Origin of the sequence: Cyanobium sp. L1E-Cus, from assembly GCF_024345755.1 — a bacterium.
In the GTDB taxonomy this organism is placed as follows: domain Bacteria; phylum Cyanobacteriota; class Cyanobacteriia; order PCC-6307; family Cyanobiaceae; genus Cyanobium_A; species Cyanobium_A usitatum.
The window spans coordinates 463,144-487,341 of record NZ_JAGQBS010000002.1 but is presented as its reverse complement, the minus strand read 5'-3'; the positions used below and the strand labels follow the sequence as shown (position 1 = coordinate 487,341).

The 24,198-nt window shown below is 61.2% G+C and carries 28 protein-coding genes and 1 tRNA gene; 17 read left to right on the top strand and 12 right to left on the bottom strand.

Features of this window, described 5'->3' with window-relative positions; genetic code table 11:
* Positions 1-179 precede the first annotated feature (179 nt).
* The 4 genes from KBZ22_RS02650 (at position 180) to KBZ22_RS02635 (ending at position 2,663) form a co-directional block, all read left to right on the top strand.
* The gene (locus KBZ22_RS02650) at positions 180-1,103 is read left to right on the top strand and encodes a sigma-70 family RNA polymerase sigma factor (RefSeq protein WP_254959625.1); all 924 of its coding nucleotides are present in this window, start codon (positions 180-182) and stop codon (positions 1,101-1,103) included.
* A gap of 44 nt (positions 1,104-1,147) precedes the next feature.
* Entirely contained in the window at positions 1,148-1,543 is a 396-nt protein-coding gene (locus KBZ22_RS02645; protein ID WP_254941783.1) for a DUF1232 domain-containing protein, read from the top strand.
* Entirely contained in the window at positions 1,522-1,875 is a 354-nt protein-coding gene (locus tag KBZ22_RS02640) for a hypothetical protein (RefSeq protein ID WP_396111523.1), read from the top strand. Before KBZ22_RS02645 ends, KBZ22_RS02640 begins: the two co-directional genes overlap by 22 nt.
* A gap of 293 nt (positions 1,876-2,168) precedes the next feature.
* On the top strand, positions 2,169-2,663 hold the full coding sequence (locus KBZ22_RS02635; protein ID WP_315858589.1) for a phosphate-starvation-inducible PsiE family protein: 495 nt from the start codon (positions 2,169-2,171) through the stop codon (positions 2,661-2,663).
* Here the strand turns inward: KBZ22_RS02635 and KBZ22_RS02630 are convergent.
* Positions 2,599-3,129, bottom strand: a complete 531-nt coding sequence (locus KBZ22_RS02630) for a Nif11 domain/cupin domain-containing protein (protein ID WP_255020893.1) — start codon at positions 3,127-3,129, stop codon at positions 2,599-2,601. The two genes, KBZ22_RS02635 and KBZ22_RS02630, sit on opposite strands and share 65 nt — an antisense overlap.
* Positions 3,122-3,673: a GNAT family N-acetyltransferase gene (locus KBZ22_RS02625; RefSeq protein ID WP_254941780.1), complete on the bottom strand. Its 552-nt coding sequence runs from the start codon at positions 3,671-3,673 to the stop codon at positions 3,122-3,124. The genes KBZ22_RS02630 and KBZ22_RS02625 overlap by 8 nt, the downstream gene beginning before the upstream one ends.
* 137 nt (positions 3,674-3,810) lie before the next feature.
* Between KBZ22_RS02625 and KBZ22_RS02620 the strand changes: the two genes are divergently transcribed.
* Positions 3,811-4,176: an AbrB family transcriptional regulator gene (locus tag KBZ22_RS02620; RefSeq protein WP_106502848.1), complete on the top strand. Its 366-nt coding sequence runs from the start codon at positions 3,811-3,813 to the stop codon at positions 4,174-4,176.
* A 95-nt stretch (positions 4,177-4,271) separates the two neighbouring features.
* Here the strand turns inward: KBZ22_RS02620 and KBZ22_RS02615 are convergent, their stop codons facing one another.
* Both KBZ22_RS02615 and KBZ22_RS02610 read right to left on the bottom strand, forming a co-directional pair.
* Positions 4,272-6,953 carry an AAA family ATPase gene (locus KBZ22_RS02615; RefSeq protein ID WP_255020892.1) on the bottom strand — a complete coding sequence of 894 codons (2,682 nt, stop codon included), beginning with the start codon at positions 6,951-6,953 and terminating at the stop codon, positions 4,272-4,274.
* A gap of 2 nt (positions 6,954-6,955) precedes the next feature.
* The gene (locus KBZ22_RS02610; protein WP_255020891.1) at positions 6,956-8,155 is read right to left on the bottom strand and encodes a metallophosphoesterase; all 1,200 of its coding nucleotides are present in this window, start codon (positions 8,153-8,155) and stop codon (positions 6,956-6,958) included.
* A 148-nt stretch (positions 8,156-8,303) separates the two neighbouring features.
* On the opposite strand from KBZ22_RS02610, the gene KBZ22_RS02605 reads away from it, so the two are divergent.
* Positions 8,304-8,609 (top strand): c-type cytochrome, encoded by a 306-nt coding sequence (locus KBZ22_RS02605; RefSeq protein ID WP_255020959.1) that lies wholly within the window; start codon positions 8,304-8,306, stop codon positions 8,607-8,609.
* 7 nt (positions 8,610-8,616) lie between these two features.
* Here KBZ22_RS02605 and KBZ22_RS02600 read toward each other — a convergent pair whose 3' ends face one another.
* On the bottom strand, positions 8,617-8,883 hold the full coding sequence (locus tag KBZ22_RS02600; protein ID WP_255020890.1) for a YciI family protein: 267 nt from the start codon (positions 8,881-8,883) through the stop codon (positions 8,617-8,619).
* Between the two features lie 161 nt (positions 8,884-9,044).
* Here KBZ22_RS02600 and KBZ22_RS02595 point away from each other — a divergent pair, with 161 nt between their 5' ends.
* Together KBZ22_RS02595 and KBZ22_RS02590 are read left to right on the top strand one after the other, a co-directional pair.
* Positions 9,045-9,239, top strand: a complete 195-nt coding sequence (locus tag KBZ22_RS02595) for a hypothetical protein (RefSeq protein ID WP_255020889.1) — start codon at positions 9,045-9,047, stop codon at positions 9,237-9,239.
* Complete coding sequence (locus KBZ22_RS02590) at positions 9,236-10,540, top strand: aminotransferase class I/II-fold pyridoxal phosphate-dependent enzyme (RefSeq protein WP_255020888.1); 1,305 nt, start codon at positions 9,236-9,238, stop codon at positions 10,538-10,540. Before KBZ22_RS02595 ends, KBZ22_RS02590 begins: the two co-directional genes overlap by 4 nt.
* Here the strand turns inward: KBZ22_RS02590 and KBZ22_RS02585 are convergent.
* Genes KBZ22_RS02585 through KBZ22_RS02570 form a run of 4 tightly spaced genes read right to left on the bottom strand, consistent with a single transcriptional unit; the run spans position 10,463 to position 12,519 of the window.
* Positions 10,463-11,071, bottom strand: a complete 609-nt coding sequence (locus KBZ22_RS02585; protein WP_255020887.1) for a DUF938 domain-containing protein — start codon at positions 11,069-11,071, stop codon at positions 10,463-10,465. The genes KBZ22_RS02590 and KBZ22_RS02585 overlap by 78 nt on opposite strands.
* 7 nt (positions 11,072-11,078) lie before the next feature.
* A complete protein-coding gene (gene trpA, locus KBZ22_RS02580; RefSeq protein ID WP_255020886.1) occupies positions 11,079-11,894 on the bottom strand; it encodes a tryptophan synthase subunit alpha in 816 nt (271 codons plus the stop codon).
* Positions 11,895-11,923: 29 nt separating this feature from the next.
* A complete protein-coding gene (locus KBZ22_RS02575) occupies positions 11,924-12,265 on the bottom strand; it encodes a DUF3007 family protein (protein ID WP_254936496.1) in 342 nt (113 codons plus the stop codon).
* Positions 12,262-12,519: an NAD(P)H-quinone oxidoreductase subunit L gene (locus KBZ22_RS02570; RefSeq protein ID WP_254941772.1), complete on the bottom strand. Its 258-nt coding sequence runs from the start codon at positions 12,517-12,519 to the stop codon at positions 12,262-12,264. Before KBZ22_RS02570 ends, KBZ22_RS02575 begins: the two co-directional genes overlap by 4 nt.
* Before the next feature lie 41 nt (positions 12,520-12,560).
* Here KBZ22_RS02570 and KBZ22_RS02565 point away from each other — a divergent pair.
* Together KBZ22_RS02565 and KBZ22_RS02560 are read left to right on the top strand one after the other, a co-directional pair.
* Positions 12,561-12,644, top strand: a tRNA-Leu gene (locus tag KBZ22_RS02565).
* 23 nt (positions 12,645-12,667) lie between these two features.
* On the top strand, positions 12,668-13,783 hold the full coding sequence (locus KBZ22_RS02560) for a calcium:proton antiporter (RefSeq protein WP_254941377.1): 1,116 nt from the start codon (positions 12,668-12,670) through the stop codon (positions 13,781-13,783).
* A gap of 367 nt (positions 13,784-14,150) precedes the next feature.
* Here the strand turns inward: KBZ22_RS02560 and KBZ22_RS02555 are convergent, their stop codons facing one another.
* Together KBZ22_RS02555 and KBZ22_RS02550 are read right to left on the bottom strand one after the other, a co-directional pair.
* Positions 14,151-14,453: a hypothetical protein gene (locus tag KBZ22_RS02555; RefSeq protein WP_254941369.1), complete on the bottom strand. Its 303-nt coding sequence runs from the start codon at positions 14,451-14,453 to the stop codon at positions 14,151-14,153.
* Between the two features lie 73 nt (positions 14,454-14,526).
* Complete coding sequence (locus KBZ22_RS02550) at positions 14,527-14,826, bottom strand: Nif11-like leader peptide family natural product precursor (RefSeq protein ID WP_254941368.1); 300 nt, start codon at positions 14,824-14,826, stop codon at positions 14,527-14,529.
* 114 nt (positions 14,827-14,940) lie between these two features.
* Between KBZ22_RS02550 and KBZ22_RS02545 the strand changes: the two genes are divergently transcribed.
* Positions 14,941-16,008, top strand: a complete 1,068-nt coding sequence (locus tag KBZ22_RS02545) for a calcium/sodium antiporter (RefSeq protein WP_254941367.1) — start codon at positions 14,941-14,943, stop codon at positions 16,006-16,008.
* 54 nt (positions 16,009-16,062) lie between these two features.
* Here KBZ22_RS02545 and KBZ22_RS02540 read toward each other — a convergent pair whose 3' ends face one another.
* Positions 16,063-16,599 carry a YqhA family protein gene (locus tag KBZ22_RS02540; protein WP_254941366.1) on the bottom strand — a complete coding sequence of 179 codons (537 nt, stop codon included), beginning with the start codon at positions 16,597-16,599 and terminating at the stop codon, positions 16,063-16,065.
* A 71-nt stretch (positions 16,600-16,670) separates the two neighbouring features.
* Here KBZ22_RS02540 and KBZ22_RS02535 point away from each other — a divergent pair, with 71 nt between their 5' ends.
* The 6 genes from KBZ22_RS02535 to KBZ22_RS02510 are packed head-to-tail and all read left to right on the top strand — an operon-like array spanning position 16,671 to position 24,193.
* Positions 16,671-17,732 carry an amino acid ABC transporter substrate-binding protein gene (locus KBZ22_RS02535; protein WP_106502863.1) on the top strand — a complete coding sequence of 354 codons (1,062 nt, stop codon included), beginning with the start codon at positions 16,671-16,673 and terminating at the stop codon, positions 17,730-17,732.
* Between the two features lie 25 nt (positions 17,733-17,757).
* A complete protein-coding gene (locus tag KBZ22_RS02530; RefSeq protein WP_255020885.1) occupies positions 17,758-18,720 on the top strand; it encodes an ABC transporter permease subunit in 963 nt (320 codons plus the stop codon).
* Between the two features lie 49 nt (positions 18,721-18,769).
* Positions 18,770-19,963, top strand: a complete 1,194-nt coding sequence (locus KBZ22_RS02525; RefSeq protein ID WP_255020884.1) for an amino acid ABC transporter permease — start codon at positions 18,770-18,772, stop codon at positions 19,961-19,963.
* Complete coding sequence (locus tag KBZ22_RS02520; protein WP_106502866.1) at positions 19,960-20,706, top strand: amino acid ABC transporter ATP-binding protein; 747 nt, start codon at positions 19,960-19,962, stop codon at positions 20,704-20,706. Before KBZ22_RS02525 ends, KBZ22_RS02520 begins: the two co-directional genes overlap by 4 nt.
* Before the next feature lie 38 nt (positions 20,707-20,744).
* A complete protein-coding gene (locus tag KBZ22_RS02515) occupies positions 20,745-23,531 on the top strand; it encodes a cation-transporting P-type ATPase (RefSeq protein WP_255020883.1) in 2,787 nt (928 codons plus the stop codon).
* Positions 23,531-24,193 (top strand): DedA family protein, encoded by a 663-nt coding sequence (locus tag KBZ22_RS02510; RefSeq protein WP_254941363.1) that lies wholly within the window; start codon positions 23,531-23,533, stop codon positions 24,191-24,193. Before KBZ22_RS02515 ends, KBZ22_RS02510 begins: the two co-directional genes overlap by 1 nt.
* The last annotated feature ends 5 nt before the right edge of the window (positions 24,194-24,198 follow it).

The following is a 24,198-nucleotide window of genomic DNA, read 5'->3' as shown; positions in this document are numbered from 1 at the left end:
CCGTAACCGGCCGATCAGCTTGCCTGCTGCCCTGCCCAACAGGGAGCTGAAATCAGCAGCCATTGTGAAAGTTGAACAAGCACGGGAATTGAGGGGAATTTTGAAAGTCGGAAGCTTTTCTGTTAGTCCGTTTCTGCTTGCTGATTGCCCTTAGGTTCAATTCATTGCTTAGGTGATCCATGGCGAGCTCCTTGAGCGTCTTTTTAGGTGAAATTGGCCGTCATCAGTTGTTGACACCCGAGCAGGAGCTCACCTTGGGTCGCAAGGTGCAGGCCATGGCCCTTTTGCAGGAGCGCTGCCGTGATGCCGGTGGCTCGGGACCTGCTTGCGACTTCAATGATCTGGAGCGCTGCACCCTCAAAGCCGGTGAGCTGGCCAAAAACCAAATGATCACGGCCAACCTGCGGCTGGTGGTCAACCTGGCCAAGCGCTACCAGAACAAGGGCCTAGAGCTGCTGGACCTAATCCAGGAGGGCACCCTTGGTCTCACTCGCGCCGTGGAGAAATACGATCCCAGCCGCGGGCATCGCTTTAGTACTTACGCCTATTGGTGGATTCGACAGGGTCTAACCCGCGCCCTATCCACCCAGAGCCGCACCATTCGCATTCCCGTCAATGTGAATGAAAAACTCACAAAATTGCGTGCTGCCAAAGCTCGCTATCTCCAGGCCAACGGAGTTGCACCTAGGCCAGCCCAGTTGGCCCAGATGATGCATCTGCCCCAGGCGGCAGTGGATGATTTGCTGGGCTGCGAACTACGCAGCATCACCGTGAGCCTGCAGGGGGTGGTGAAATCGAAGTCTGATCCCTTTGAGCTGGTTGATGTGTTGCCCAGCCCGGAGCTGCCGCCGATGGAGCGCGTTGAGCTTGCCGAGCGCACGGCCGCGGTGTGGACCCTGCTCGAATGCGCCAACCTCACCCCCAAGGAGCTCACGGTGGTGATGCAGCGCTTCGGTCTCGATAGCAGCCACGAATGGCGGACCCTGGCTGAAGTGGCCCGCCAGCTCGATTGCAGCCGGGAGTATTGCCGCCAGGTGCTGCAGCGGGCCCTGCGCAAATTGCGGAAAACCGGCATCGATAGCGGTTTGGTTGAAGCCGAGTAGCTGTCGTTTGCTCCTTGAATAAGCAGGTTGGCTGCAGTGCTGCCGTGACCGAGTTCGTAGATCCGACCTCAGGGGATGCTTCCGCAACGGATGCTCCCGTCGTTGATGCCCAGGTGTTGGAGAGCACCGAGGTGAATGAGGTGGTGTTGCTCAAGTTGTTGCGCCGAGCTGGCCGCACCCTGGCCAGGCCGGCCCTGGAGTGTCTGGAGCTGTTGCTTGACCCCCAGACCCCTGCACCAGCCAAACTCACCGTGCTGGCCGCGCTCACCTACCTGCTGGTGCCCCTAGATCTGATTCCAGATTTCATTCCTGCGGCGGGCTTCAGCGACGATCTTGTGGCCGTTACGGCGTTGCTTGGTTTGTGCAGTCGCCATCGCACCCCGGCGGTGCAGTTGCGGGCCCAGCGCAGACTGGATCAATGGTTTCCCCTGAACCGCTGATAGCGATGGCCAGCCTCACAGGTGCAGAGCTCGATGATCTGCAGAGCTTTCTCAAAGACTGGCTGCGCCACACCGGACGCACCCAGGCGGATCTCAGGCGCGCTCTGCAAGCTGCTTCGATTCGGATGCCCGTCCTGCTTGAGGTGCTGCAACGCACTCACAACCGCGACGGCTTGCCTGGCCTCGCCCAGCAGCTGTGTGGCGTTGAGGAGCTCTGGCAAAACGAAGATGGAGCGGGCCAGAGCGAGGGAGAGGGTCGGATGGGGTTGGAGGCTTCGCTGGGGCAGCTAGATCTGCTGTTGCAGGAAATTCGCCAAGACCAGCAAACCTGAGCATGGCCGTTCAGAGTGGCGAAATAACAGCTATTGCTTCGATGCAGCTCCCAGGCGTTTGTTTGGCAACCCTTGCCGCCAGCACCTTGCTCGCCATGGCTCCAGCCTTGGCCCAGTCTGAAAGTTTTCTTCTGGGCCCGGGCAGTTCCGTGGGGCCATCCACCAAGGTCAAGCCCAAAAATTGCGTCACAGCAGCGGATGGATCCATCACTTGTGACACCCAGCTGGAAAGCTCCCCCAGCGACACCCAAGCCCGACCTATCTATGAGCAGTTCAAGAATTAACTGGAGACCGTGATCAGAAAACTGCGCCGGCTCTGGCAAGACGCCACCTATCTCGAGCTGATCGATCGCAGCGAGCAATCCCTGGCCAAGCTGCTTGGCTTCGTGTTGCTGGTGGTGTTGGTGGCTGGCACCGTGCAGTTAACGATCGGTGTAATCGCGTCGGTGCTCCAGCCCGATACGCCCTGGCTTAGCAGCAAGATAAATGCGGTTTTGGGCGATCTGCTCACCCTCCTAATTGCGGTGGAGGTGCTCCAAAACGTGACCTCCTATCTGCGCCGTCATGTGGTGCAGATCGAGCTGGTGTTGCTCACAGCCATGACTGCGGTAGCTCGCAAGGTGATCGTGCTGCCCCCCGGGGCCGAAAACAAGCCCGAGCTTTTAGGCGGGTTGGGTATTGCGGTGCTCGCCCTAGCGGCGTCGTTCTGGCTGGTTCGCAGCGTCAACATTCGCCAGCCTCCCGCCAGAACAGGGCCAGCCATACGGTCCCCGGAGCAGGATCCGTAGCAAGCAGACGGTGCCGTTGGTGGGCTGGAATCAGCAGGCTGTCACCTCGGCAGATCTCTACAGGCACCGTCTCACCGTCTAGCTCAAGCAGGGCGCTGCCTTGGAGCAGGGTTACCCACTCGTGTTCCTCTTGGTCGTACCAAAAACCCTCAGGACTGGCTGCTAGGCAGGAGTGGATCCGCTCAAGTCGCCAGTTTTTTTGATCCACTAAAACGACACTAATTTCCTGTCCCTCAAGAGGGCAGGGAGTAGCTAAGAGATTGGCTTCAGATTTACGGGGGGGATCGGTTTCACCCCAGCGCCGACCGATCTCGAAGCCCCGGCTGCGGGCTAGTTCCACAACCGCGTGGTGATTGCTGCAGTCCCGCAGGGCCTGGCGCAGGGATGGGTCGGCCTCGCTGAGGGCCACGAAGGCATTCAGCTGGCGAACCTTCTCGAGAAATTGCTGCAATTGGGCTTCAGCCATCGCGGCCCCGTTCTTTTTGCTGGCTCAGGTCTTTGATCATCCGCCATCGCTGGAAGGATTCCCCAGCAAATATCACCTTCTCTTCGGCCTCGATCTGCCAGCCGAGCTGGAGTAAAAGCGGCTTGGAAAGCTGGCTCGCTTCGGTGTGCAACTGGCGGCACCCCTGTTGCCAGGCGTGGCTTTCAAGGGACTGCAGGATTAGTCGGCCCCTTCCCTGCCGGGAGGCTCTGCCGCGGCAATAGAGAAGCGATAGCCGTTGCGGCGGATCCAGCACCCCAAAAGCTTCAATAATTTTTTGGTTGTTGGCTGCGCAGCTGGCCAGGCCATAGCCCCTATGCAGGGCTTCGCGAACAGCATTGCTGGTGTGGGCATGGTTGGCCCATGCCGCAATCTGAGCTTGGCTATAAAGGCCTTTGGCCTGGCTGATCACGGCGTCGTGATACACCGCTGCTACTTGATCGAGATCGACGGGATGCAGCACCCGCAGGTTTTCCATCCCGTTGCTGGGTTCAGCCTGCTTTCTATCACCGCTGCCAGCCAGCATCGAAATGGGCTGAATGTTTAGGCATTGAATTGCCTGGCAAAGCTTGGCAGCTGCAGTTAATGGTGTAAATTCTGAATGTAATTCCCAGGGGCTAACCTCTTAAGCCCCGCCAATTCACCCACCAATCCCCTAAATCGATGCTCACAGGATCAGAACTGCTTGCCAAGGTCAAAGAGCTTGGCGATGTGGGTAAGTCGGAGATCGTCCGGGCCTGCGGCTATGTCTCCAATAAGAAGGACGGCGGCGAGCGCCTTAATTTCACTGCCTTCTATGAGGCCCTGCTTGAAGCCAAGGGCGTTGAGCTTGGCGGTGCTGGCAAGGTTGGCAAGGGCGGCCGCAAACTCAGCTACATCGCTACCGTGCAAGGCAATGGCAACCTGCTGATCGGCAAGGCCTACACGGCACTGCTTGATCTCAAGCCCGGCGATGAGTTCGAGATCAAGCTCGGCCGCAAGCAGATTCGCCTGATTCCCGCCGGTGCCACCGACGAAGACGAAGAGTGATAGCCGCGTCCCCATTTGACGCTGCTTAAGCATCTGTTAATTGTTTCCCCCGGCTGGTCCGGGGTTTTTTTGTCTTGCCGCCCACGACTCTCTGGTCAGGCGGCTAGGGCGATTTCACTGCCAAGCTCGGCAGCCAGCGCCTGATAGTCATTCGGGTTGCAGGACAGCAGGATCAGTTGCATGCCGTGGTTGGCCCCTCGGCGCAGCATCTGCTGCAGTGCTTGCAGGCGCTGTTGATCGCTGTTGGCAAAGGCGTCGTCGAATATCAACGGCAGGCAATCGTCGTAGGCGGGTTGGAGCACCTCCGCTATGGCCAAGCGCAGGGCGGCGGCTAATTGTTCGCGCATGCCTCCACTTAGCTGCTCGAAGCCAAAGCGGTGTTGGCCCTGCTGAAGTTCGAAATTGCCAAACCCACTTTTGGGGTCAAAGTCCAGGCTTGCCTGGTGCCTGCCGCTTTGCAGGTAGTGGAGGTAGGACCCAATGGCCTTCTCCAGCGGTTCGCTGTAGCGCTGGGAGAAATCCTGGCGGGTCTGGTGAAACAGGTTCTGCAACATCTGCAATGCCTGGGTTTGGAGCTCCAGCGCCTCCAGATCTGCCTGGGCCGACTCCCAGGCGGCCTGGCGATGTTCCACTAATGCCGCTGGATCATCCGAGCTAAGAGTGAGGCAGCGTTGCTCGTTTTGGCCGCGGTTTGTAAGCAGGGCGTCTTTCTCGCTATCTAGCAGGCGTAGGCGCTGCTCGATGGCGCCGTCAGCTGGCAGCTTGTCGAGCAGTTCGTTATCCAGGGCAGACAACTCCGCCTCTTGGATGAGCAGGGCCTGGCGGCTGCTGTTCACCGCATCAGTTAGTTGCTGCGCATCACCGTGACTGGCTTGTAGGGCTAGTTGGCGTTCCGCCAAGGTGCTCAAGGAGCCCGTGAGTTGCTCGAGGTTTCGCTCCAGCTCCTGGCTGCTTCGGTGCTGCTGCTCCAGCTGCTGGCGCCAGCTTGTGCGCTCGGCTTCGGCCTGCTGCTGCTTTTGACTGAGCTCATTGGCTTGTCGCCGCAGCTCCTCGATCCAGGCCTCGAGCTCCGCGCGCCCCTGGGGCAGCCCGCCGCTTTCGGCCAGGCTCTGGCGCTGCAATTGATGGTGTGCCAGCCGGCTGAGCAGGCGCTGACGCCTCGGCTCAAGGGCGGCGATCTGCTCTTCCAAGCGACTCCAGGGGATGGCGCTGGCCGCTTGGCGCAGGTTGGCCAGCTCGAGCTCCAGGGCCTGGCGCTGCTGGGCAATCACTTCTGCCGCTTCGCTGTTGGCCACGCCAATTGCGGTCTGCAGCTCGCGCAGGGCGGCGCCGCTGTGCTGCAGGGCAGCCGCAGCTTGGGCGGTCGCCTCCCCTCCCCCAGGGCTGATTCGCAGCCTTACCCCGCAGCCCACCGCCAGCTCGGCGCTGCCATTGAGCTGAACCGTTTCTCCAGGGGATAGGGGCTGGCAGGCGAGGCTTACGGGCTGATCCGCCTCAATCAAACAGATCGCTGTCGCCATGGCCTGGCTGCGGGCTTCGGCCTGGGCCCATTGCTGTTCGGCCTGCCGCAGGGCCTTCACAGCGGCGGCATCGATCGGGGCCAGCTGGGCAAGGCTCTGCTTGCACTGTTCCGCCTGGAGCTGGAGCCGCTGGAATTGTTGTTGATGCTCTAGGAGCTGCTGACCTTCCCGCTCGAGGTTGGCTAGATCGAGCAGTTGCTGGGCCAGCTCTAGACGCTCGACCTGTTGCTGCTGCTGGTTTTTCAGCTCCTGGCAGGCCTGCTCTGAGCTTTGGCAATTGGCTTCCAAACTGCGGAATTGTTCTTGCCGGCTGGCGCGTTGCAGCTGCCAGTCCTGCTGCTGCGCCCCTAGTTCGCCCAGCTGCCGCTGCACCGCTTGCAGCTGCCCCTGGGCCTGCTCAAGATTGCTCAGTTGCTGGCGCAGGGGCTCGACCTGGGCTCGCCGCAGCCGCACCTGGGCCTCCAGCTGGAGAGCCCGCTGCAGCTGCGGCCGCTCCTGGGCTTCGATCAACTGCAGCCTTTGACCTATTTGGCGCAGCTGCTCCATGGCCGCTTCCAGCTCAGCTTGGAGGGCTTGGGCTTGCTCCAGGTTCAGTAGGGCGCTTGAGCAGCGCTGGCGGGCCGCGGCCAGGGGGGAGCCAGCCTTCACCTTGCCAGTGGCCGTGAACTGCTGGTCGAGCCGGGCCTGCAGCTGCTCGCTGACCAGGCGGTCGAGGGGGGATTCCAGGGCCGCGGCCGCCGCGCCCCGCTGCTGGAGTTGTTGTACCAGCTGTTCAACGTCGTAGGCCTCGCTGGGGCTGCCCAGCAGGTTGGTGCCGGCCTCCCCCTGGCGCACCCAGAGGTGGGCCCAGCGCAGCGGCAACTGACTGTGGCGCCTGCCCTCGATTGGCCCATCCACCCCCAGTAGACGGGCCAGCTGCTCCTCCGCCGCCGCCCCCCGCAGGGCCAGGCCCGCATCGCTGCTGAGCTGGCAGGTGCCACTTGCCCCGGAAAAGCGCTTGCGTAGCTCCCAACGGGCGCCGGCCGCCTCAAAGCCCAGCTCCACCTCCGGCAGGCCGCTGTGCAGGCGGGAGCGCATTTCGTCTACCGACCGGCCCGTGGCAGTGGCCTTGAGGAACAGCACCTTGTGCAGGGCTTCCACCACCGTGCTCTTGCCCGCCTCATTGGGGCCGCCCAGCAGGGTGAAGCGGGGATCAAACTGAAGCTCGAGCTGCTGGTGCAGGCGCACCTGGCGCAGGGTGGCGTGGAGCAGGCGCATATTTAGACCTGCAACTGGGCCACGGTCTGGTGCAGCTCGCTGAGGGCTAGACGCACCACCGTGGGGTCGGCGTCGCCAGGGGCCTTAAGGCAGCGATGCAGCTCTTGGGCAACCCGGGCAACCAGGGGATCGCCGGGACGCTGGGTTAGCTCGGCTAGTTCGGCATCTCCGGGCGCCGCTTCACAGCGACCACGCAGCTTCAGTCGCAGCAGCTGGGCATCCAGGCGCTCCAACAGTTCCGCGTAGCGGCGATGGCCAGCCAGGCTGAGGCTGCCGCCCACCTCCAGCAGCAGCAGGTCGCTGCCGATGCGCCCGCCAAGCAGGCGTTCCAGCTGAGCTTCGAGTCGCTCAAGGTCGCTGTCTTGCTGCAGTTGGATGCGCATCGGATGCCAGTTCAGCGCTCCGGTGGCCAAGGGAGTCACCTGGGGCACTACGCCCCGCCCAAGCTGCACCTGCAACACCTGGCCGCAGCGGTAGTCGGCGCTGCGGGGAAAGCGATCTGCTTCTGGGGTGCCGCTGTACCAAACCTTCTCCGATACCCGTTTGAGGCCGTGCCAGTCGCCTAAAGCCACATAGTCAACATGCTCCAACCAGGCCCCCTCAAGCCGCAAACGGTTGCTGGCATCGCCGGGGTTGTCGTCGTCTGGCTCGCCAGCGGCATCAAGGTCGGTGGCACCAAAGCCGTGAACCGAGCCATGGGCGAGCACCAACCGGGGCTTGTTTTTAGGCAGCTCAGTCCAGTTGAGGCCGTTGAGCCAGCCGCAGGGATCGCTTGCATCAGTGCGACGCAGTAGTGGACAGGGCAGCACCACCACACTTGCCAGTTCGATGGGTGTGGCCTCCAGCAACACCTGCAGGTTGGCGGCGCGGCGCCCCTGCTCAGCCTGGAAATAGGGCGTATGCCACACGCTGCCTGGGGCACCGTGGTCGTGGTTGCCGGGGATCACCAGCACGGCACAAGGGATCGTGCCGATGGCGGCACACACGGCACTTACATCCGCTGCGCCAGGCGTGGGTGAGTCGAACAGATCCCCAGCTACCACTACTAAGTCAGCTGCTGTGGCGGCGGCGTGGGTTGCGATACGGCCGATTGCCTGGAGCCGCACCTGGCGCAGCAGTGCGCGTTTGTCTGGATCGCTGACCCGGGCATAGGGCTTGCCGATCTGCCAGTCGGCGCTGTGCAGCAGGGTGACGGGTGGCAAGGGGCTAGCCAGGACCCAGGTGGCGGCGTAAGACCCTGTTTAGCGCCTGCAGGCGCACACTGGAATCATCGATAGCAGGATTCCCACGGTGCTTCAGAAGCTGTTGCGGGGGTTGGGGTTGGCCAGATTGGTGTTGTTAGCCGTGGTGATGGCGGCGCTGGTCATCAGCGCAGAGCCGGCTTGGGCGGCCCCTGCGGCGGATGGGGCAGAGCTATTTGCTAACCATTGCGCTGGCTGCCACGTAAATGGCGGCAACATCATTCGCCGCGGTAAAAACTTGCACCTGGCGGCCCTAGAGCGCAATGGCATCGATGCTCCGGAGCGGATCGCCGTAATTGCCGCCGCCGGCCAGGGCCAGATGTCTGGCTATGCAGCCGTGCTTGGGGATGGGGGAGCAGAGGCGGTGGCTGCCTACGTGTGGCAGCAGGCCCAGCTGGATTGGCCCAAGGGATGAAGTTGCTTCAGAAGGCTTGGATCCAGGGATACACCTGCACCTCAGTCCAGATGCCATTGCGCCAGTAGACATCTGCCTTAACCAGGACCTCAATTTGCTCTTTGCTATCGGCCTCGTAGATCCCGAACACATGGGTGCTGCCTTCGGTGGGGCCCAGGGTGATCAGGGTGCCGGCGTCCTTAAGGCCCTGCAGTCCGGCTAGGTGCTCTTCCCGATAGGGGCCGCGCTTTTCGAGGGCGTCATCGCAGTAGGTACCCCAGAGCACGAAGCGCATGGTGTTGAGAGTGATCGCGGCCTGACATTACGGGGTTACCGGCTTTCTGGGTGCCGATCAATGGTGTTAAGAAGGGTTTGACAAGTTTCCCAATTCACGTGCTGCGCTCCTGTCTCGTTCTTGCTAGTGCTGCCTTTTTCGCGGCTCCTGCCCAAGCCAACATGATCAAGCAGATCATCGTTGGCAAATGCTCCAGCGCCATGCAGGATGACTTCAAGAAGGCAGGCAAAACACCCCCTGCTGGCATGGTCAGCGAGACCTGTGGCTGCATTGCCGACGGCTACGGCAAAGGCCAAAGCTTGGATCAAGCCAAGGCGACCTGCGTGAAGCAGTCAACTGCCAAATACAACCCTTGACCCTTAGGGCAGTGAGCGATCCCGCTTACCCCCTACCGGGCCCAAGCCAGCGCTTGGCCAAGGTACTCAGCCCAATCATTCCTGAGCTGGCGGCCCTGGTGCACCAGACCCCCGGCACCCTGTCGCTGGCCCAGGGAATGGTGGGCTGGGATCCGCCACCGGGCGTAGCCCTTGCCGTGGCCGAGGCCCTGGCGACCGGGGGGCCAGCGCTGCACCGTTACGGGCCACTCCTGGGTGATCCAGAGCTGCTGGCGGTAATCACCGCCAAGCTCACCAACCAGAACGACCTCGATCTCATAGGGGCTGAGCTGCTGGTCACAGCCGGCAGCAACATGGCTTTCAACGCGGTAGCACAAGTGATCGCAGCGGGTTCCCCAGGGGAACCCAGCGAGGTGATCCTGCCTGTGCCCTTTTATTTCAACCACGTGATGGCGGTGCAGCTGGCCGGTGCGGTGCCAGTCCCGGTGCAGGCGGGCCTGATACCCGATCCAGAGCGGTTGGAGGCGGCAATCACCCCGCGCACCAGGGCCATCGTCACCGTGTCGCCAAATAACCCCAGTGGCGTGGTGATTCCGGCCCAGGTGTTGGCGGCGATCAACCAACTCTGTGCGTTGCACGGCCTGTTTCACATCAGCGATGAGGCCTACGAGCAGTTCGTCTACGGCGACGAGCCCCACTGGAGCGCCGGTTCCCTGCCGGGCAGCGCCGCCCACACCGTGTCGCTGCACTCGCTCTCGAAGGCCTATGGCCTGGCGGGCTGGCGGTTGGGCTACATGGCCGTACCGCAGGCGCTGCTGCCTTCCTTGTTGAAGGTGCAGGACACGGTGCTGATCTGTCCGCCCCGACTCACCCAGCACGCCGCCCGGGCCGCCCTAGCTGCCGGTCCGGCCTGGTGCGCGCCCCGCATCGCAGCCCTGGCGAAGCTGCGCCTGCAGCTGCTGGCTGCCGTGGCAGAGCAGCAGGCCCAGGGCTTGCCCGTGCGTTTGCTGGCCCAGCCCGATGGGGCCTTCTACGCCCTGCTGCAAGTTGCTGTGCCGTTGCCGTTCTCTGCGGACACGCTGATGCGGCGGCTGGTGCTCGAGCACCGGGTGGCGACCCTGAGCGGCGGCAGCTTTGGGCTGGATTCCAGCGACGCTGGGCCGGTGTTGCGGCTCAGCTACGGCCTGCTCGACGCTGCGGATCTGGCTGAGGCCCTCGATCGGCTGTTCAGCGGCCTGCGCCTCCTACTGGCTACAGCTGGCGGGCGTAGGACGCTCCAGCACCAGCATTCGATTGTTGGCCGGCAGGGGCAGATCGGCTAGGAGGTCGAGACCGAGGTTTTGGGCTTGTTGCACCAGCTCAATGGCATCACGCACCCCCATGGCTGGATCGAGACTGCGCAGGTGCTGGTCGAAGGCGGCGTTGCTGGCGGCAGTGTGTATGCCGCCGTCGTGGAAGGGGCCGTAGAGCAGCAGCAGCCCGCTAGGCCGCAACACCCGCGAGGCTCCAGCTAATAAGTGGGTTACGGCCGCGGCCGACATGATGTGAGCCGTATTGGCACTGAATACAGCATCGAAGCTCTGGCTTGGCCACTGCCCAGCGTCCGTGACATCAAGGGCGATGGCGGCTGGCAGCGTGGGGCTCAGGGCCTCCAGCTGGGCCTGCAGATCCGTGAGGCTCTCTTGGCGTTCACTGGCCTGCCAGCTGAGGCCTGCGATCTGCTGGCAGAAGAAAGCTGCGTGCTGGCCGCTGCCTGAGCCGATCTCAAGTACTTGGGCGTGGGCAGGCAGCCACTCTTTAAGCACAGCCAGGATCGGCCCTTTGTTGCGCTCGCAGGCGGGGGAAAACAGCATGAGGGGCTTAAGCGTCGAGCCCGGCCCGCAACTCGGCGCAGAAGCGCCCGGCCGCGGCGGCAACGTCGCCCTGCTGGCCATGGGCGGCCGACATCACTTTCACTAGGGCACTGCCCACAATTGCTCCATCGGCGCCCCAGTCGCGCACCTGACGGGCTTGCTCGGGGCCGGAAATGCCAAAGCCCACGGCGATTGGCGTATCTCCCAGGGTCTTGAGCTGGCCCACCAGATCGCCCACCCGGGACTCAAGGTTTGTGCGCACCCCGGTCACGCCGGTGACGCTCACCAGGTAGGTGAAGCCGCGGCTGGCCTGATGGATTCTTCCCATGCGCTCGGCTGGCGTGGTGGGCGCCACTAGCAGCACCAGATCGAGGCCGGCAGCTGCTGCGATTGCTGAGAGTTTCTCGGCCTCTTCAAGGGGTAGGTCGGGCACCACCAAGCCGGCGGCTCCGGCGGCGGCCGCGGCGACACAGAAGGCCTCCATGCCGCGGTTGAGCAAGGGGTTGCTGTAGGTGAACAGCACCACCGGCATGGTCAGTTCACCCTTGAGGGAGCTGAGCATCTCCAGCACCCCGGCTGGAGTGGTGCGAGCTTTCAGGGCTCGGCTGGCAGCGGCCTGGATCACCGGCCCATCGGCCAAGGGATCGCTGTAGGGAATGCCTAGCTCCACCAGGTCGGCGCCGTTGGCCTGCAAGGCCAGCAGGCTTGCCCGGGTGTGGGTCAGATCCGGATCGCCCGCCATCAAAAACGGCATCAGGGCGCAACGTCCACGTTGGCGAAGGGAGCTGAAACGCTGCTGGATTTGGGTGGGGGCGGCAGACACAGCAGCTAGAAGGGCTTCGGCCAGTGAGCCTATGCCTCGCCCTGGGGAGCATCTGGCAGCTGGCCCGTTTCGCGCAGTAGACGCTCCTGCTCTTCGGGGCTGAGGGCGTCAAATTTGCGCTGCAGGGCTTCAGTGGTGAAGGCGTCGTAGGCCTCGCGGTATTGGCGCCGCTGCTGGATAAAAGTCATTTTGCCTGTGACCACCCGAAATAGGTAGCTGCCCGTCCAGGCGAGTACCAGCACCATCAGCAGGGCAGAGGCGGCGATACCAGCAGAAAAGCCCTCAAATCCCCCGGCCTGAAACAGCCAATAACCACCCCCGCCCAAGCCAAAGACCCCTAGGGCCAGCAGCAGGGCCCGTCCGTTGGTCATGAGAGCACGTTGCCCTGGCCTGCCATGCGCAGGTTGATGAAGGGTGCAAACAAAATCAGACCTGGGAAAAACAGAAACACCAGTCCGTAGACCCCAAAGCGCTCGAGCTTGCCCATCACCGTCCAACGCTTGATCATCCAGGCGTAAAGCAGCAGGGGCACGGCCACTAGATAGGCGCCTGCGATCAGGGCATAGGCCACCAGCACCAGCAGTAGATCAGGCGAAACGGATTGAAGAAACCCGGGCAGCTGCACGGCAAACCTTCGTGTTGCCACCAATTTAGGATGGCCAGGCAGGGGGCATGGCGGAATTGGTAGACGCAGCGGACTTAAAATCCGCAGACGGCAACGTTGTGGGGGTTCAAGTCCCCCTGCCCCCATTGATTTTGGTTGGACTTGCCTCGTGCTGATTCGAGAGGTTTTGAGTGGTCGCTGGAAGCTGCTGCTGCTGGTGAGCGCTGTTGCGATTGTGGTGCCGCCTGAGGCGGCGGGCCCTTTCAAGCTCCCCTATTTCCTGCTTTGCGGCCTCGCCCTGATCCCTCTGGCCCAGATCACAGCTGAGCTGGTCGATCGCCTTGTGCACCGCGTTGGTGAGCGGTTGGGAGGGCTGTTGAACGTCACCCTGGGCAATTTGCTTGAGCTGGTAATCGCCTTGACGGCCTTGAAAAGCGGCCTCTACGACCTGGTGGTGTTGAGCATCGCTGGTGCCGTCATCACCAACAGCCTGTTGGTGCTCGGTGTCAGCACGATCGTGGCTGGCCGGCGTGAGTTGGTGGTGGATCTCAATCGCCACAGTCGTGGCCTGAGCACCCGCCAGTTGCTGATAAGCGTGATTTTGATGTCGGTCCCCTCGATCTTCTTCTGGGACTCGATGCACCCGATCACCGAGGGCAGCAACACATTTGATCTATTTGCCGTCTACTCCCTGATTGTGGCGGTGATTGTGATGGTGGCTTATCTGCTTTCCTACCTATATCAACTGGGTACCCATCGGGGGCTCTTTACTGTTGAGCGGGAGCTGGCAGAAGCAAGTGCTACTAGCGAGTCCCAGGGGTCCCTTCTGGCAATTATGGGGGTGCTGGTTTTGGTGGCCCTGGCCATTGCCGGGGTTTCGGAGCACTTGGTAGCTGGACTTGAAGATCTGGTCAAAGGCAGTGCGGTCACCCCCCTATTTGTGGGCATGTTGTTGTTGCCGTTGTTTTCGGCAATTCCAGAAGCTCTGGTCGCCTTTCGGGCGGCCAGTAGAGGTCGCATGGCCCTGGCGATGGCCAGCACCGTCGAATCCAGCGTCCAGTTGATGTTGTTCGTATTGCCCGTTCTGGTGCTGCTCGGACCGCTGATGGGGCGTTTCTTGCACCTCACCTTCCCGCCCCAGGCCCTGGCCTGCCTTGGGGCCACCGCCTTTGCAGTGCACTGGGTCACGGAAGGGGATTCCCTGACCTGGTACCAGGGTTTGCTGCTGCTCAGCATCTATACGGCCCTGTTCGTGGGTGCTTTGTTGCTCAAACCCATTATTTGAATCGCTCAAGCGAAGGGGTACCTGCTTTCGGGTTATGGTTGAGGGGTCTGGCAGAAGCCGGCTAGCTCTAAGAGCTTGCGCACGCCAGAACCAGCACCATGCATCCCCTGCGCTTCCTGGGGACGGCCGATCAGTCTGACAAGTCAGATCTGTCTGCCAAGTCAGCTCAGTCCAGTTTGATTGTTCTGCTTAGCGATTGCTCCGTGTGAATTCCCCTTAGGGGAATGGCAATCCTTCGGTGCGAGATCCATATCGATTCACTTTTCCATGTTTGTTGTTTCCCCTTCCCCATCCCGCTCAAGCCGCACCAGCTATCCCAGCTGCCCGCTGCACTCCCGTCCCCAAGGACGTCCCAGCGCCCAACCGCTCACTTGGGAGGAGTTGCTCGGCCAGCGCTGAGCAGGGCCGCAAAGTGGCTGCCCTCGTCTCCAGGGGTGTCGGAGGTGTTTAACAGCACATCAAGATGCTCGCCCCAGCGCACCGTCAACTCATGCAGTACGGCGTCTTGGTCAGAACCAGCAAGCCAGAGGGTGTTGAGAAATACCGTTTGGCTGCTTGCTGAAAAATGGCTGCGGGCCCCTGGCAATTCGTCGTCTGCCATCAACTCCACCTTTGGCAGACCACTGAAATCGCCCTGGGCTCGGGCCTCAGCCAAAGCGGTCAGAGCCAACGGCTCCATACCTAACCCCAGGCCTTGACCTGCTGCTGCCAGAGACCAAGCAGATCTTGGAGCTTGGTTGCAGTCATGGGGACTGCAGGCGCTGCCGCTGCAGATAGACACGAATCAACTTTTCGTCCATCAGCCCCTGGCGCGCCAGAGGTGCTTCATTGCAGCGCTCGAACAGTCCCAGCAATGTGGAGGCTTGGAAGCTGAAGCCCTGGTCGGCGGCTATGGCCACCACATCGGGAGCCGTTATCACTTCGTTTAGCTGGTCGCGCAGGGCAGAATCCTTCTGAATCTGGCCCAGAAAGGTAAAGAGACTTTCGAGCTCGTCGGGCTGGCCGGAGCCAGCTGCGGATGTTGTGGCGTCCGGATCAATCACTCTGAATGTCTGCCCGAAATCAAGGCAAAGCGTAGGTCGCAGCCCCTGGATTGAGCCCTTTCGGCGGGTGACCGTACAGAATCCCCATATCGATTCCTTGGCAGCCCTTCACCGATGCCCCTTTTGCCCAGCGCCATCGAAATCATCGTTGGCATCGTGCTGCTATTTGGTGGCGGCGAATTGTTTGTGGGTGGGTCCACGGCCGTGGCCCTGTTGTTTGGCATTCCCCAGATCGTGATCGGGCTCACGGTGGTGTCTCTCGGCACCAGCGCCCCAGAGCTGTTCGTGAGCTTGATCTCTACGATTCAAGGCGGCGATGATATCGCCGTTAGCAACATCGTTGGCAGCAACATTTTCAACGTGCTGGTTGTGCTTGGGCTCAGCGCCCTGGTGGTGCCGCTGCGAGTTAAGAGCCGGTTGGTACGCCGCGATGTGCCATTGCTGCTTGGTGTGTCGATGGCGGTGTGGGGCATGGCCTCCGGTGGCCGGCTCACTTGGCAGGCCGGTTTGGCCCTGCTGGTCGGCACGGTGATCAACATCGTTTGGGAGATGCGCACTGCCGGTGAAAATCCTGATGAAGGTGATGATATTGACGAAAACGATCGGGCTACACCGGCTGTAGCTGGGGCCAAATTGGCTGGCGGCCTTGTGTTGCTCGTGGTTGGATCCCAGATCTTGGTGAAGGGGGCCACCGCCGCTGCCGTGGGCTTGGGCGTCAGCCAAACAGTTATTGGCCTCACGATTGTGGCCGCCGGCACCTCGATGCCGGAATTAGTTACCTCACTTGTGGCTGCTTATCGCGGCAAGGCAGACCTGGCAATCGGCAACGTGGTGGGCAGCAACCTGCTCAACCAGCTGGTGATCCTTGGGCTTTGCGGTGTGGCTTCCGGTGGCCAGGGCCTCACGGTGGATCCGGTGATGGTGAACCGCGATTTCCCAATCATGGTGCTCACCACCCTGGCTTGCTTGCCGATTTTCTGGAGTCATGGCGTGATCAGCCGCCTTGAAGGTGGAATCTTGGTAGGTCTCTACGGCCTTTATCTGGTGGAGCAGGTGCTTACTAATACGGTCACATCAGCAGTTGATGAGTTCAGATTTGTGGCCCTAGTGGCAATCCTGCCGCTGGTGTTTGTGTTTCTCGTGTGGCAAACCCTGCGCTGGCGTCATCAACGGCACGCATGAGCCTCTTGGCATGCGGTGGTGTGCAAGCCCTCTTGAATCCCTCTTTGCAATCACCTAGGAGTGGCGGGCTTTTTTGCCGCCTGCCACCAGCCAGGCGCTCAGGGCCAACAACAACACGCTGCCGCTGAATACCAGCAGGTTGGTGGTGCTATGGATTGGGAAGACCAACATGGCCTTGAAGGCCGACACTATCAACGCCACTACGATCACCTTTACCAACTTTTCCTTGAGGTCATCGAGGCTGCGAATGTCGAGCAGGCCGCTGCCGCCGTCTTTGCCGTCCTCGTGCGCCGCTTCAATGTTGGAGATCAGCAGCTCATACACCCCGTAGCCAAAGATCATCAGGGCGATGCCGATCAAGTAAAGGTCGACTCCTCCCACCAACTTGCCCAGCTGCAGGGCGATTGCGTAACTGGTGTCGCCTGAGCCTTTGAGCAGCGCTTTCAGGGCCCCAAGCACCTCCAAGGTGCCGGCAAGGTATGCGGCTGCAGCACTGAGCAGGCTCATCACCACCGGCACAATCGCGATCAGCCGGAAGCGCCACAGCCAACGCTCAAATATCCACTCGAGGCGTTGTTGACGGTTAGCCATAGCTCTGATCAATAGCATTAATGGCGCCACCCTACCCTTGATGTAACACTGGTCCGACAGCGGAATTATCCATGGTCCAGCTTCACCGGTTCACTGCCGCCGTACCCCTGATCGCGTCCCTGGCCCTGGTGGGCTGCGCCAGTGATGGGGGTGGAGTTCAAAGCCAGAAAATGGCCGCAATTAAGGCTCGGGGTAGCTTGATCTGTGGTGTGGACGGCAAGCTGCCGGGTTTCAGTTTTGTGAGTCCTGACGGCAGCTACAGCGGCCTGGACGTAGACATTTGTAAGGCAACAGCGGCTGCGGTTTTATCGGATCCTGCCAAGGTCACTTACCGCGACCTCAGTGCCACCGAACGCTTTGCGGCTCTGAGCAGCGGTGAAGTTGACCTACTTTCCCGCAACACCACCATGACCCTCAGTCGCGATGCGCCTGGCGGTAATGCTCTCGCCTTTGCCCCCACCACCTTCTTTGATGGCCAGGCCGTGATGGTGCCCGCCACCAGCGGCATTCGATCCCTTAAGGACGTTGCCGGCAAGCCGATCTGCGTGGAGACCGGAACGGCATCAGAACTCAACCTGGCCGACCGTATGCGGGAGCTCAATGCCACCTACACCCCACTCAAATTTCAGTCGGGAGATCAGACCTACGCGGCCTATCTGCAGGGCCGCTGCGTTGCCGTCACCACCGATCGCTCCCAGCTAGCAGCAAAGCGAACCGGTTTCCCGAAGCCCTCTGAACACATCCTGCTTCCAGATGTATTGAGCAAGGAGCCCCTCAACCCTGCCACTGTTAATGCCGATCCGGCCTGGGCTGATGCCGTGCGCTGGGTCGTTTACAGCCTCATTCAGGCTGAGGAGATGGGCATCACTGCCGCCAACATCGACGCAAAGGTGGCTGAGGCCAAAGCAAACAAAAACCTTGCCCAGCTTCGCCGCTTTTTTGGAGTGGAGGGCGATCTTGGCAAGCAGCTGGGGTTGCCTGCCGATTTCGTGGTTCGGACCGTGAAGGCTGTGGGTAACTACGGCGAGGTGTTCGAGCGCAATGTGGGCACGGGATCGCCCCTCAAGCTGGAGCGAGGTGTGAATCAGCAATGGCGTCAAGGGGGCTTGATGTATTCGCCTCCCTTCCTGTGAGTTCCGTTAGCGCCGGCACACTGCCATGACGAGCCGATCTGAAGTCACCCCCTGGTGGCGCAACCGCCGCTACCTACCCTGGCTTGTTCAGGGGGCGGTGGCTCTGGTAATTGGGGTGGTGGTGGCATTTCTGCTCACCAACCTGCTGCTCAACCTCACCGCCCGGGGCCTGCTGCTCAGCTGGAGCTGGCTGGGGCAACCAGCGGGATTTGATCTGGCTGAAACAATCCTGCCGTTTGATGCCAGCCTTCCCTACTGGCGAGCCATGCTGGCGGGATTGGTCAACACCCTGCGGGTAGTGATCGCAGGCTTGGTGGGTGCGACTGTCCTCGGCACCCTTATAGGCACTTCTTCTTTCAGCAGCAATGGGCTGCTGCGCAGACTGGCTCGGGTGTATGTGGAGGTGATTCGCAATATTCCCCTGCTGCTGCAACTGATCTTTTGGTATTTCGTAGTTTTTTTGGCCTTGCCGAATGGCCGTGACGCTCTGCAACTGCCGGGGCTAGTGCTCGCTAAATCAGGACTGTTTTTAGGCTCCCCCGAATTGGTAGATGGGGTTTGGCAGGCCCCTCTGCGCTTCACCGTTGAATTTGGGGCCCTGCTCACCGGGCTGGTGGTTTATACCGCTGCCTTTATCGCCGAGGTGGTGCGCGGCGGTATTGCCTCTGTGCCCAAGGGACAGTGGGAGGCAGCCACCTCATTGGGTTTTCCGCCCCTGCTGACCCTGCGGCGAATCGTTTTGCCCCAAGCCTTGCGCGTAATTGTGCCGGGGCTCAACAGCCAATACATTTCACTGGCCAAGAATTCCTCACTGGCAGTGGCCTGCGGTTTCACCGATCTCTATTCAGTTTCGGAAACGACCCTGAATCAAACCGGCCGTGCCATTGAGGTGATGTTGATCTTGTTGGGTTCTTATTTAGTGATCGACCTCGTGATTTCTGCCCTGATGAACGGGCTGAATGGCTTGGTGCAGCTGAGAGAACGCTGAAATGGCAAGTACAGCTCCTCTGGTGGTGCGAGCGAGTCCCTTGCGCAGATTGCAAAAGGAGCTCTTTGGCAGCCGACTCGATGGCTTGATTTCAATCGCCCTGCTGGCCGCCCTGCTGGCAGCGGCCTTGGGCTTTTTCCGCTGGGCCCTATTCCAGGCCCAATGGGCCGTGCTCAGTGCCAACAGCACCCTGTTTGCTGTAGGTCGCTATCCAGTGGAGCAGCAGTGGCGCCTATGGCTGCTCACTACCTTGCTGGCCCTGGCAACTGGGCTGAGTTGGGGTCTGTTGAGGGCTTTTCCCGGCTCCGGTGCTGTTCGTGCTCTTTGGCCCCGCAACGACCGCTGGGCCGCCGCAATCCTGGGGGTGCTCGCCCTCTGGCGGCCCATGGCCCTACAGCTAACCCTTGCCATCCAGGCGCGTTGGTGGGGGATTGCGGGTCTGTTGCTGCTGGCCCGCTGGGCGGCGGGGCGCTACGGGCCAGCCATTCCCCAGGCTTTCCGCCGGCTGATTCCCCTGCTTTGGCCCTTGCTTTACCTGGTGGGGATGGTGCTGATTAGTGGTGGCCTGGGTCTGGTCCAGGTGCCGCCTTCTGAGTGGGGTGGCTTGCTGCTCACGGTGTTGATGGCCACTTTTGCCATTCTGCTCTGCTTTCCCTTAGGGGTTCTGCTCGCCCTTGGTCGCCGTAGCGAGCTGCCGCTGCTGCGCTGGGGCTCGGTGATCTACATCGAGTTCATCCGCGGTGCACCACTTATTACCCTGCTGTTTCTGGGGCAGAACATCCTCGGCTTCCTCCTGCCAGGGGGGTTGGCTCCCGATCGGGTTTGGCGGGCTGCCTGGGTGCTCACCTTCTTTGCTGCTGCCTATGTGGCTGAGGCGGTGCGATCAGGTTTGGTAGCGGTGCCTGCGGGTCAGTTGGAGGCGGCCCGCTCCCTGGGCTTGTCGGTGCCTCTGGCTCTGGTGCATGTGGTTCTTCCCCAAGCCCTACGAGTTGCTCTGCCAGCCACGGTGGGCCAATTCATATCCCTGCTGCAAGACACCACCTTGCTCTCCTTGATCGGCCTGCTTGACCTACTCGGCACCGCCCGTACGGTGATGGCCAACCCAATGTTTCTTGGTAAGAACGCGGAGGTGTACTTAGTGCTCGCCATTTTGTTTTGGAGTTGTTGCGCGGCCCTTGGGCTGGGCAGTCGCGCCTTAGAAACTCGCCTTAATCCCCATTCCCCCTCTGCGCCCCAGGCATGATCAGCTCCCCCGCCCTGATGATCGAGGCCCGTGGGGTCGAGAAGTGGTATCCCAACGGCTTCCATGCCCTGCGGGGAGTTGATCTTTGCGTCCACCAGGGCGAGGTGGTCGTGATCATGGGTCCGTCGGGCTCAGGTAAGAGCACCTTCCTGCGCACCTTCAATGCCATGGAGGATTTTCAGAAGGGCTCAATCGTGGTGGATGGCATTGAAATCAGCGACGATTTGCGCCGCATAGATGCGATCCGCCGGGAGGTTGGCATGGTGTTCCAGCAGTTCAATTTGTTTCCCCACCTCACGGTGCTCGACAACCTCACCCTGGCGCCGGTGAAGGTGCGCAAGCGCCCTAAAGCTGAGGTGGAGCGCCAGGCCCTGGAGTTGTTGGAGCGGGTTGGGATCGCCGAGCAGGCCCACAAATTTCCAGGCCAGCTTTCCGGCGGTCAGCAGCAGCGGGTGGCGATTGCTCGCTCGCTTTGCATGGAGCCCCGCATCATGTTGTTTGACGAGCCCACCAGTGCCCTAGATCCCGAGATGGTGCAGGAGGTGCTGGCAGTTATGCAGGAGCTGGCCCGCGACGGCATGACCATGGTGGTGGTAAGCCATGAGGTGCGCTTTGCGCGTAAGGTTGCAAGCCGAGTGGTGCTTATGGCTGATGGCGAGGTGGTTGAGGTGGCGCCGCCGCAGCAGTTTTTTACTAACCCGCGCCATGAGCGCAGTAAGCAGTTCCTCAGCCAGATCAGCTGAGTCCTCCCTAATCATCTATTCCAACTACTTCTGATTTCATGACAACTCCCATGCCCCAGAACTGGCATGCCATCGATGGGCAATCCTGCCTGCAGGAGCTGCAGAGCGGGGAGGCTGGGCTGAGCACGGCAGAGGCAAGCCGGCGTCTGGCCGCTACTGGCCCCAACCGGCTTGAACTTGCAGCTGGTCGCAGCAACTTGTTGATCCTGTGGGACCAGTTCAGCAACGTGATGTTGATCATGTTGCTGGCGGTTGCTGCTGTTTCCGCCGGCGTGGCCTATGTGGAGCAGAAGTTCCCTAAGGATGCGATCGCGATTGTGGTGATCGTTGCTCTCAATGGCCTACTGGGCTATCTGCAGGAGAGCCGGGCCCAGAAGGCGCTGCTGGCACTGCGCGATATGTCCCAACCCCAGGTGCAGGTGCGCCGCGATGGCCAGTGGCAAAAGTTGTCGAGTGAGGAGCTGGTGCCGGGCGACCTGATCCGCCTCGAAGCCGGCGATCGGGTGCCGGCTGATGGGCGCCTACTCGAGACGGCTGATCTGGGAGTGAGAGAAGCCGCCCTCACTGGTGAGTCGGAGGCCGTGTTTAAGCGAGCCGAGCTGGTGCTGGATTCAGCCACACCGATGCTGGAGCGCCAGAACTGCATGTTCCAGGGCACCGAGGTGGTGCGGGGAAGGGGAGTGGCGGTAGTGACCTCTACCGGCATGGCCACTGAGCTGGGTCAGATAGCCACCCTGATCAACACCGCTGGCGGCGAGACCACCCCCCTGCAGGAGCGGCTCGATGGTCTAGCCAAGGTGCTGGTTGGCACAGCCCTGGCCCTGGTGGCAATTGTTGTGGGCCTTGGGTTGCTGCTGGGTCAAGACCCGTTCGACCTGCTCGAAGTTTCCCTGTCGATGGCGGTGGCGATTGTGCCCGAGGGCTTGCCGGCCGTGATCACCGTCACCCTGGCGATCGGCACCCAGCGCATGGTGCGGCGTGCTGCCCTGATTCGGCGTCTGCCAGCGGTGGAGGCTTTGGGCTCTGTCACCGTGATCTGCTCAGACAAAACCGGTACCCTCACCCAAAATCGCCAGGTTGTTCAGGAGCTGCGCTTCGGCAATCAATCGGTGCTGGTGGGTGGCCAGGGCTACGAACCCACCGGCGAATTCACGACAGCGCTCCTGGCAGCACCTGAGGCTCCCTTGGCCGGGGCCCATCCTGGTTTGCAGAATCTGCTGCTGCAGGCCGGTGTGCTTTGCAGTGATGCCGAGTTGCGCCAAGGAGCAGAGGGGGCCTGGGAGGTGCTTGGCGACCCCACGGAAGGAGCCTTGGCCGTGGTGGCTGGTAAGGCTGGTTTCGACGATTTCGAGCTCAGGCAGCGCTACGCCCGCAAGGCCGAGATTCCTTTCAGCTCAGAGCGTCAGTTGATGGCGGTATGGGTGAATGATCCCGATGGCAGCCTCCAGGCTCCCCTCGGGGCAGCGGCAGAAGGCTCCAGTCAGCTGATGATCAGCAAGGGTGCCCCTGAAGTGATCCTGGCTAGCTGCAGCAGCTGGCTGGATGGTTCCGGGGTAGTGGCGCTCAGCCCCAATCAGCTCCAGTGGTGGATCGATCAGGCCCGCGACCTGGCGGCCTCTGGTTTGCGGGTGCTGGCCTTTGCCTGTTCTCCCCACCATTCCAGTCCGGACCAAGACCTCTCTGGTTTGGTGTTGATTGGCCTGATGGCCCAGCTGGATCCGGCACGGCCCGAGGTCACTGAGGCGGTGGCGATCTGCCGCGGTGCTGGCATTCGGCCCGTGATGATCACTGGCGATCACCCGCTCACCGCCAGGGCCATTGGTTCAAAAATTGGTCTAACCACCCTTGATGGTGAGGTGGTGCTGGGGCGTGAACTGGAAGCTTGCAGTGATGAGGAGCTGCGCGCGGTGGTAGCTCGCTGCAGTGTCTATGCCCGGGTGCCGCCTGAGCAGAAGCTGCGCATCGTTAAGGCCCTGCAGGCCAATGGCCAGGTGGTAGCGATGACGGGAGATGGGGTTAACGACGCCCCTGCCCTTAAGCAAGCCCATATCGGTGTAGCCATGGGCATCACTGGCACGGAGGTGAGCAAGGAGGCATCCGACATGGTGCTTTTGGATGACAACTTCGCCACGATTGTTAGCGCAGTGGAGGAAGGGCGACTGGTGTACGCCAATATTCGCCGCTTCGTTAAATACATTTTGGGTAGCAATGTCGGCGAGTTGGTCACGATTTCGGCGGCACCCCTGATTGGTCTGATTGGCGTTCCTCTAACTCCTTTGCAGATCCTCTGGATGAATCTGGTTACAGACGGGGTGCCGGCCCTAGCTCTGGCCCTCGAGCCGGCGGAGGCCGGCCTGATGGACCGGGACCCTGCTCGGCCGGGTGAATCGATCTTTGCCAGGGGAATTGGTCGCTACATCGTGCGAGTTGGTGTGGTGTTCGGCTTAATGACGATTGCCATGATGGTGTGGATATATCGCACCCAGGGAGTTGATGGCCCCTGGAAAACCATGGTGTTCACCACCTTATGCCTGGCCCAAATGGGTCATGCCCTGTCGGCTCGTAGTGATCGCCCCTTGTTGCAGGTGAACCCCTTCAGTAATCCCTGGCTGCTCTGGGCGGTGGTGTTCACCAGTGGCCTCCAATTGCTGCTGCTTTATGTGCCCTGGCTGTCCCGTTTCTTTGGCACAGAGCCCCTGGCCTTTGCCGATCTGATGGTGTGCGTTGGGGTGAGCCTGTTGTTCTTCACCTACCTCGAGGCTGAGAAGGTTTTGCGGCAGTGGTGGAGCCGCCGCCGGGCTAATACCCCTGCTGCAATGAATTGATGGCCGATCTTTCCGCCTTGATGGAGAAGCTCCCCCAGCTTCTCCTGGCGGCGGTGGATGCTAACCCGCTTCTGGGATATGGGGCAATTGCCCTGGTGATGTTGCTGGAAAACCTGGTGCCACCTATTCCTTCGGAGGTGGTGATGCCGCTGGCAGGCTTTCTGATCCAGCAGGGAAGGCTGCAGCTGTTTCCTGTAGTGCTGGCTGGCCTGTTGGGAACGGTGCTCGGGGCTTGGTTTTGGTATGGAATCGGCCGTCTAATCAACGAGGAGCAGCTGGAGCAGTGGTTGGCAAACCATGGCCGCTGGTTTGGCTTGAGGCCTGCGGACCTGGCCCGCAGCCGCCGCTGGTTCAATCGCCACGGAGTAGCGGTTGTGTTTTGGGGGCGGATTATCCCCGGGGTCCGCACGCTGGTGTCATTACCGGCAGGTATCGAGTTGATGCCCCAGCCTTTGTTTCTGATTTGGACTACGGCAGGCAGTCTGATTTGGATACTGCTGCTAACTGTTGCCGGTCAGACGCTTGGCGCTGGCTACGCAGGCGTTGCAGCTGCTCTCAAACCCTTTACCAGCGTGCTGGTTGGGATCCTTTTGGTGGCGGCAGCTTGCGGATTGCTGTGGCTGCTTTTGAAGTGGATTAGCAAGAAATTCCACTGGCGGTGAAATAA